At 58.0% G+C, this 8,299-nt stretch carries 5 protein-coding genes and 4 pseudogenes; 3 read left to right on the top strand and 6 right to left on the bottom strand.

Annotated features, from left to right (window positions below):
* Both C8024_RS15335 and C8024_RS15330 read right to left on the bottom strand, forming a co-directional pair.
* A pseudogene (locus C8024_RS15335) lies at positions 1-605 on the bottom strand (hypothetical protein); the annotation flags it as partial.
* 1 nt (position 606) lies between these two features.
* A pseudogene (locus C8024_RS15330) lies at positions 607-1,837 on the bottom strand (TIGR04063 family PEP-CTERM/XrtA system glycosyltransferase).
* Positions 1,838-1,944: 107 nt separating this feature from the next.
* Here C8024_RS15330 and C8024_RS15325 point away from each other — a divergent pair.
* From C8024_RS15325 to dgcA, 3 genes are read left to right on the top strand one after another with little or no spacing between them, the layout of a single operon-like run.
* Entirely contained in the window at positions 1,945-2,112 is a 168-nt protein-coding gene (locus C8024_RS15325) for a hypothetical protein (protein ID WP_164089060.1), read from the top strand.
* The gene (locus tag C8024_RS15320) at positions 2,105-3,517 is read left to right on the top strand and encodes a putative O-glycosylation ligase, exosortase A system-associated (RefSeq protein ID WP_173206720.1); all 1,413 of its coding nucleotides are present in this window, start codon (positions 2,105-2,107) and stop codon (positions 3,515-3,517) included. The genes C8024_RS15325 and C8024_RS15320 overlap by 8 nt, the downstream gene beginning before the upstream one ends.
* Before the next feature lie 35 nt (positions 3,518-3,552).
* Entirely contained in the window at positions 3,553-4,524 is a 972-nt protein-coding gene (dgcA, locus tag C8024_RS15315) for an N-acetyl-D-Glu racemase DgcA (protein WP_173206717.1), read from the top strand.
* Positions 4,525-4,529: 5 nt separating this feature from the next.
* On the opposite strand, the gene C8024_RS15310 is transcribed toward dgcA, so the two are convergent.
* From C8024_RS15310 to C8024_RS15295, 4 genes and pseudogenes are all read right to left on the bottom strand, one after another.
* Positions 4,530-4,823, bottom strand: coding sequence for a putative quinol monooxygenase (locus C8024_RS15310; RefSeq protein ID WP_100093634.1), 294 nt, complete (start codon positions 4,821-4,823; stop codon positions 4,530-4,532).
* A gap of 63 nt (positions 4,824-4,886) precedes the next feature.
* Positions 4,887-6,064 (bottom strand): annotated as a pseudogene (locus C8024_RS15305) (acetyl-CoA C-acyltransferase).
* A 113-nt stretch (positions 6,065-6,177) separates the two neighbouring features.
* Positions 6,178-6,812 (bottom strand): annotated as a pseudogene (locus C8024_RS22035) (mechanosensitive ion channel domain-containing protein); the annotation flags it as partial.
* A 604-nt stretch (positions 6,813-7,416) separates the two neighbouring features.
* A complete protein-coding gene (locus C8024_RS15295; protein ID WP_173206714.1) occupies positions 7,417-8,169 on the bottom strand; it encodes a TlyA family RNA methyltransferase in 753 nt (250 codons plus the stop codon).
* Positions 8,170-8,299 lie beyond the last annotated feature (130 nt).

Below are 8,299 nucleotides of genomic sequence, written 5' to 3'. Positions count from 1 at the left end.
TTTACCGGCTCTGCGGCCTTCTGATCGACTTCGGGATTGTCAAAGCGCTTGATCGATTCGGCAAGCGGCGTCCCCAGATCCGAGGAAGCGAAAATCGGCTGACGCACCGGAGCATCCGGATGGCGATCGGCAGACCGGACATCGGGCAGGTCCTTCAGCTCGGTCACCTGTCCCGGCGCTTTCTTGGGTTTCTTCAGAAATTTGGTCAGAGACTTTGCCGACAGATTCAATTTTGGCACCGAAAAGCGCGATTTGCCTTCCCGTTCCTCGGCCACCGGCTCCGTCGTCAGATTTTTGCGTAGTGCCAAGCTCATATCGGAGCCTCCTTCATGTGATTTCGTCTTGTGATTCAGAAAAAGATAGAGGGCGGACGCCGAGATCATGCCCGCAAAGACGGCGATCAGTCCACGCGCGGTATTGCCCAGCGGCGGTGCCGCTGCGGGGATGATTTCCGACAGACCGGTCGCCCCGACAATATTTTCAAGATAGACATGTGGCAGGGTCGCCACCACCAGCGCCGCTGCTATGCCGCCAGCGACAGCCATCGCAGGTTGTTTAAACCGGGCAAAGTCCTGCTCTATCGGGTCCACATCAGTCTCCACCATATCAGGCCGCGCGTTCGAATGACTTGCGCTCTATCAACCCTTGGTAAACAGGGGTGTAACGCAAAATGTTTGACGACCAGTTACGATCCGCCTCAACAAATTTTCTCGCAGCTTCAATGACTTGAGGCCAAGAGGCGCTGTTATCAAGCAGCGCTGCGAGTTTTCGGCCATTTTTCCGGGTCTCCCGCCGGGAACAGCGTGCCGGTAACCCCGTCTTCGACCAGCTCCCGGTGGCCGCCGACAGACGATGCTGCCACCAGCCGTCCTTGCGCCATCGCCTCCAGCGGCTTGAGCGGGGTAACCAGTTCGGTCAGCCGCATCGCCTTGCGCGGGTAGACCATGATATCCATCAGGCCATAGAAGCGCTCCACGTCCTCATGGGGCACACGGCCGGTGAAGGTCACCGCCGATCCGATACCCAGGCGCTCCACCTGAGCTTTGAGCGCCTTTTCCATCGGACCGCCACCGACGAGCAGCAGATGCACGACCGGATGGGAGGCCTGAAGAATAGGCAGAGCCGCGACCAGATCATCGAGTCCCTCATAATCATAGAAACTGCCGATGAAACCCAGCACTGATTTCCCGGCCAAGCCCATTTCCTCCAGTAGCGATTCGTCGCGCGCCGGCGGTTCGCCGAACAGTTCCAGATCAACGCCATTGGGAGAGACCGTGATCTTTTCCGGCCTTACGCCGCGTCCGATCAGATCGGATCGCAAGCCTTCACAGATTACTGCAACGGCGTCGGCGCCGTTCACCACATGGTTTTCCAGTTGCCGTGTCAGCCAGTAGCGCGGGCTGTTTTCCCTGCCGGTGCCGTTGCCGACCGCAGCGTCCTCCCAGAATGCCCGAATTTCATAAACCAGCGGCAAGCCCGTTTTCTCGGCAACACGCAGAGCGGCCAATCCATTGAGCGCCGGCGAATGGGCATGCAGGACATCCGGCTGCCATTCGCGAACGACCTGTTCGATTCGCTCCGCCAGAACCGCAACTTCGCGCCATTCGCGAATCGGCGAGGGCCCCTGAACCTGTTCCAATGTGCGGAAAAACTGCAGACCGTCAAATTCCTCCGGCGATCGTTCCGCTACATAGCCATGCTGGTTCTGCCGGACGCCGGTGACACCGGCGACGGTCAGGCCACTGGCTATCTGTGCCTTCATGATCGCCCGGGTGCGAAAGCAATAGCCGCTGTGCAGCGGCAGGCTGTGATCCAATATGTGCAATATCCGCGTCATGGCCAAAGGCCCTGCCAAAAAGGATTAACGTCCCGTCAACCCAATGGCTGTATCGCGCAACCATAGAAGAGCGTGTCTTCACCGCTCGTGCCGGGATGAATGGGTAGATGATAGACAATTTTTCTATCGCTTTGACGCATGGACTGCTGCTTATCGCTGCCTGGCGCCTGATGCACCGGGACGATCTTGATGTCGAAGCCCCGCCCGAGCGCGACAAGGAGCCCGTGGGCTTTGCCAAACAATCCCGCGGAAACGGATCGCTGCCCGATGCGTGATCTCTTCTTCGTCGGCTATATCGTGGCGCTGCTGTTCATCGCCTTCAAGCGTCCGTTCCTGTTTACCCTGATCTACGCCTATGTCGATATCGTGGCACCGCAGCGGCTGAGCTATTTCATGCTGAATTCGGTACCGTTGTCGTTAATCCTCTTCGCTCTGGCCCTGTTCGGCTACATGTTCGCAGACAACAAGCAGGACAGTCGCTTTTCTGTCCGGCAGGCAATGATGATCCTGCTGCTGGCCTATTGCGGCTATACGACAGTGCAGGCGGAAGTGCCCGATGCAGCTCTGGAAAAATGGGACTGGGTGTGGAAGGCACTGGTCTTCGCCATTTTCCTGCCCTTAACTCTCAGAACCAGATTGCGTCTGGAAGCGCTGGCGCTGTTCATGGTGCTGTGCGCCGGCACGTTGATCATCACCGGCGGGATCAAGACATTGCTCTCCGGCGGCGGTTATGGCGTGCTGGTGCTGCTGGTCGACAATAACAGCGGCCTCTACGAGGGTTCGATCATCTCGACGGTGGCCATCTGCATCATCCCGCTGATTCTCTGGCTGGCCCATCACGGCACCATCTTTCCACCCGACTGGCGAACCAAGCTTTTTGCATATGCGCTCATCTTCTCCGCCCTGCTCATTCCCATCGGGACCCAGGCCAGGACGGGTCTGGTGTGCATCGGGGTGCTGGCGGTGCTGTTGCTGCGCTTCGCCCGCTACAGGCTGCTCTATGCTGGCCTGGCGGTGGCAATCGGTCTCATGTCGATTCCGTTTCTCCCGCAAAGCTTTACCGAGCGGATGGCAACCATCGAAAATTACGAAGCGGACCAGTCCGCCTCCACTCGCCTCGCGGTCTGGCGATGGACGCTGGACTATGTAAAACAGCATCCCTTCGGTGGCGGTTTCGACGTCTACCGGATCAACAAGCTGACCTACGAGTTGTCGGAAGTGGACGTCGAGCAATATGAGCAATGGGACATTGATCCCGACGATGTCGAAGCAAGGCTTGTTGAAGACGAAGCCCGTGCATTCCACAGCAGCTATTTCGAAATGCTCGGCGAACAGGGATATCCCGGCCTGATCCTGTGGCTGATCATCCATGTCGGTGGCCTTTGGCGCATGGAGATATTGCGGCGGAAATATACGAAATCGGATAAGCAAGACGAGCAATGGGTGGCGCCCCTCGCTACCGCGCTGCAGCACGGCCATATAATCTATCTCGTGGGCGCGCTATTCGTCGGCATCGCTTATCAGCCCTTCGTCTATATGCTGGTCGCGCTGCAAATCGGCCTCGACACCTATATGACACGCCGTTCTGCGGAAGCAAAATGGCAGCCGATCGCCAGGCGCGTGACCGGAACCGCCCGGCCGAAAATGCTGGCGCAAACACAGCGACCGCCTGTAAATTGAGTGACGTCTTCCCACCCGCGCATTAGAAGCGGTGCATGAAGATCAACGCATCTGTCTCTATCGAACGCTGGCCCGTCGCCGGCGCCTTCATCATCAGCCGCGGCGCCAAAACCCATGTCGATGTCGTGCAGTGCGAACTGACGGATGGCCATTTTACCGGCAGGGCCGAGGCAACACCGATCTATTATGAAGGCGAAAGCGCCGAAAAATGTGCAGAGCAGATCCTGCAATTTGTCGCCGAGCATCCCGATCTCGATCGCGCAATCGTGCTGCAGAATAAGCCCCGAGGTGCCGCCCGCAATGCCCTCGATTGCGCGCTCTGGGATCTGGAATGCCGGAAAACGGACAAGCCCCTCTGGCAGCTCGCGGGCTTGCCCGAACCAGCTCCGCTAACGACCGCCTTCACGATTTCGCTTGGCGAACCGGCCATCATGGAAGCAGAGGCCCGGAAAGCGGCTGCAAAGGGCCATGGGCTGTTGAAACTGAAATTGTCCGGTCAGGACGACCATGCGCGCGTCGCCGCCGTCCATCGCGGCGCGCCTGCCGCCCGTTTGATCGTGGATGCCAATGAAAGCTGGAACGATCTCGACATTGCAGCCGAAGCCGCTCGGCTGGCGCAATATGCCGTCGAACTGATCGAACAGCCGGTCAGTGCCGGGCGGGATCACCTGCTTAGCGGGGTCCGGTCGCCGGTTCCGCTTTGCGCCGACGAAAGCTGTCACACGAGCGCCGATGTCGAACGGATCGCGCCCTTTTACGATGCCGTGAACATCAAGCTCGACAAGGCGGGCGGATTGACCGAAGCCATGGCGATTGCCCATGCGGCGCAGGCAGCCGACCTGAAAATCATGGTCGGCTGCATGCTCTCCACATCACTGGGTATAAAACCAGCCTACGCGCTCGCGCAGCTTGCCCAATGGGTTGATCTCGACGGCCCGCTGCTGCTGGCCAGAGACCGGCCCGATGGATTTCAATTCGACAGCGGGATCATATCTCCCGCCGGCTGAACAAATTAGATGCCGTCGAGCTGTTCGATCACCGGCGCAGCCGCCATGCAAGGCGCGAGCTTGGGACCACTGGCCCGGAAATGATCGGATTTCCCGTGCGCATCGAGAGCAGCCTGATCGACGTAGCGCTCGAGCACTTTATATTGCTGGGGGTTTTCCTTGCTCTGGAAGACCGAATAAAATTCATTGCCCGGCTCGTTGGCGCGAACAGCCGCCATGAGTTCGGAAAAAGCGGCTTCGAAATCGGCATTCTTGCCTTCGGCCACGGTCAATGTCGCGATGATGCCTACTGCTGCCATGATTGTCTCTCCCTGATAAAAAAGGGCCGGCGATTTCCCGCCGGCCCGAAATATTGTTGATTTCTAGAAAATCTCGAACAGTCCGGCTGCGCCCTGTCCACCGCCGATGCACATGGTCACCACGGCATATTTCGCACCGCGCCGCTTGCCTTCGATCAAAGCGTGGCCGGTGCAACGCGCGCCGGTCATGCCATAAGGGTGACCGATCGAGATCGAGCCGCCATTGACGTTGAGAAGCTCGTCGGGAATGCCCAGTTTCTGCTGGCAGTAAAGCACTTGCACGGCGAAAGCCTCGTTCAGCTCCCAAAGGCCGATGTCATCCATCTTGACGTTAAAGCGTTCGAGCAATCTCGGGATCGCGAAGACCGGACCAATGCCCATTTCGTCAGGCTTGGTACCGGCAACCGCCATACCAACATAGCGCCCGAGCGGGTTGAGGCCGGCTTTCTCGGCTGCTTGGCTTCCATCACAACGCTGGCCGCCGAACCGTCGGAAAGCTGCGAAGCGTTGCCGGCGGTTACGATCTTGTCAGGTCCGAGAACGGGCTGCAGCTTTTGCAGACCTTCGAGCGTGGTCGACGGACGGTTGCCCTCGTCCTTGTTAATCGTGACCTCGACGTGGGAAATCTCTTTGGTTTCCTTGTCCTGCACGCCCATGGTCGTGGTCACTTCGACGATTTCAGCGTCAAAATATCCAGCTTCCTGAGCCGCAGCGGTGCGCATTTGCGACTTCAGGGCATATTCGTCACAGGCTTCGCGGCTGATGCCATAGCGTTCGCCAACCACTTCGGCGGTCTGCAGCATCGGCATGTAGATATCGTCATGCATCTTCAGCAGTTCACGGTCCGGCTGGACCCGCATTTCCGGTGTCTGGACGGTCGAGATCGAATCCTGTCCGCCGCCGACAACCACATCCATCATGTCCAGCGTGACTTGCTTGGACGCTGTGGCAATCGCCATCAGGCCAGAAGAACATTGGCGGTCGATCGTCATGCCTGGCACTTTGATCGGGAAGCCGGCACGCAATGCAACCTGGCGAGCGAGGTTTCCGCCCTGAGAACCCTGCTGCAACGCGCTGCCCCAGACGACATCGTCGATTGTGCCGGGATCGATGCCCGCTCTTTCGACGGCCGCTTTTGCGGAATAATGGCCGAGTGTGGCACCGGTGGTGGTGTTGAAAGCACCCTTATAGGCGCGCCCAATGGGGGTACGGGCGGTGGAAACGATGACTGCGTCACGCATTGTGCAATTCCTTTATAGTTTAGATCGGAGTCGAATTTTGAGCGCATTGTCCCCGTTAATCGGCCAATTAACAAGGGATTTTTTCAGCCCGGCGCTGCCGTTACGGAACGCTAGTCGTTGGTGACCGTCACCGGGAAGCCGCCCTCCGGATATGGCAAAATCATCTCACCATCAGGGGCTGCGGTGAACGTGGTCTGGGTCGGATAAGCAAATTCCAGACCTTCCTCGTTGAAACGTTGCAGAATCGCCAAACCAATACGGTGCCGGCCCTCGAAGACCACTTCATAATCGCTGCTCATGATATCGAAATCGAGCTGGAAGTCGATCGAACTGTCGCCAAATCCGATAAAGCCCGAACGGATGAAGTTCGCATCGTGGGATTCGACAATTTCCTTTAGCAAACCTGGAATACGCCGCGCATCATCGGGCTTTGTCTGATAGATGACGCCGATTCCGTAACGGGTGCGCCGCCGCGCCAGCCGCGTCAGATTGGTGATTTCCATGTCGAGCAGATTGGTGTTCGAGATGATCACCTCTTCCCCCATGATCGAGCGCAAGCGCGTGCTTTTCAGACCGATTTTTCGATGGTTCCCGTCGTCGTGCCATAGGTGATTGTATCACCGGCGCGAAACGGCTTGTCGAAGATGATCGACAGTGCGGCGAAGAGATCGGAGAAAATCCCCTGCGCCGCAAGACCGATGGCGATACCACCGACCCCGAGACCGGCAATCAGGCCCGTGACATTGATCCCGAGATTGTCGAGAATCATGATGGTGGCGATGGCGAACAGCACGAAGGTCACCAATATGCGGATCAGGGTCATCGCGCTGTGCAGCGTTTCATGCTGGTCGGGATCCTGCGACGTCCGGCGAATGATCAGCCCAAGGATGATCTCGCGGAGCCAGATGGCCGTCTGGACCACGGCAGCGATGGTGAAAAGCACCTGCACGATGCGGTCAACGCTGGAGGGCGCGTTGGCAAAGCTGACCACGAGCTGGGCGGAGACCATCAGCATGAATATCTTGCTGGTGCGGGCAATCGCCTTGACGATGATGGTGCGATAGCCGGTCAGGCCGACATTGTTGCGGACGTAACGGGCGGCGAAGCGCTTGATCGCGCCGAGCAGAAAGAAAATCCCGGTGCCGATGGCAACCGCGATGATAAGTTCCACATAATTGTTGGCCAGCCAGTCGGAAGAATCGGTGATCAAGCGTTGAAAAGCAGCCCCGATATGCGGGACGGTCGGGAGTAGAGCGGGTTCTGTTGTAATGGCCATAATCTTTCAGCTAGAAAGAAACAGTACCAATAACAAGCGGTGCGGTTCCAAAAGGCCGGCAAAAACAGCCCGCTTCCTATTTTGTTGCCCCGATAAGAAACTCTACATTGCCCTTGGGGCCAGTGATCGGGCTTTCGGTAATCCCGAGAATGTCCCAGCCCGACGCAATCAGCCAGTCCCTCACTTTATCGCAGGTCGCCAACCGGACCGCTTCGTCGCGAACGACGCCACCCTTGCCGACATCCTGGCGCTCTGCCTCGAATTGCGGCTTTATCAGCGCCATCAGAATCGCCTTATCGCCGGCAAATTCGAGCGGTCGCTCAAGCACTTTGACCAGTGAAATAAAACTCGCATCGCACACGATGATATCGACTTTTTCCGGGATATGCTGGTCGGTGAGAACCCGGGCGCTGGTTTGTTCATGGACCACAACCCGGTCGTCCTGCCGCAGCTTCCACGCCAGCTGGTTGGTGCCGCTGTCCACAGCGTAAACCTTTTTCGCTCCAGCAGTGAGCAGGACGTCGGTAAAACCACCGGTGCTGCTGCCGACGTCCATCGCGGTCATACCCGTCACATCAACGCCAAAATGCCGCAGGGCGTGATCCAGCTTGATGCCGCCACGCGAAACCCACGGATGGTCCTTGCCCTTGACTATAATCGCCGCATCACCGGCTATCTTTTGTCCCGGCTTGTCGATTTTCTTGCCATTCACCGTCACCAGACCGGCCATGATATAGGCTTGCGCCTTGGCGCGGCTTTCGGCGAGGCCGCGATCCGTCAATATCTGGTCAACGCGCTGCTTGGCGACTTTGGGATCGGACTGGCTCATGGGAAATCAGGACTAGCCTAGCGTCACGCTTTTGGCCATATTCCTTTACCATGAGAATCATTTCATCCCCGCTCTTTCTTTCCCTGGCTGTGCTGGTACTGGCGGCCTGCTCGTCGGCTCCTCCGGAGCC

Origin of the sequence: Sphingopyxis sp. BSNA05 (assembly GCF_013265645.1) — a bacterium.
Lineage (GTDB): Bacteria > Pseudomonadota > Alphaproteobacteria > Sphingomonadales > Sphingomonadaceae > Parasphingorhabdus.
This window is presented reverse-complemented; position numbering and strand designations above follow the sequence as displayed.

Excerpts from the sequence above, each read along its gene's own strand:
- C8024_RS15325 (WP_164089060.1), top strand. The coding sequence starts at position 1,945 with ATGATAGACAATTTTTCTATCGCTTTGACGCATGGACTGCTGCTTATC.
- C8024_RS15320 (WP_173206720.1), top strand. The coding sequence starts at position 2,105 with ATGCGTGATCTCTTCTTCGTCGGCTATATCGTGGCGCTGCTGTTCATC.
- dgcA (WP_173206717.1), top strand. The coding sequence starts at position 3,553 with ATGAAGATCAACGCATCTGTCTCTATCGAACGCTGGCCCGTCGCCGGC.
- C8024_RS15310 (WP_100093634.1), bottom strand. The coding sequence starts at position 4,823 with ATGGCAGCAGTAGGCATCATCGCGACATTGACCGTGGCCGAAGGCAAG.
- C8024_RS15295 (WP_173206714.1), bottom strand. The coding sequence starts at position 8,169 with ATGAGCCAGTCCGATCCCAAAGTCGCCAAGCAGCGCGTTGACCAGATA.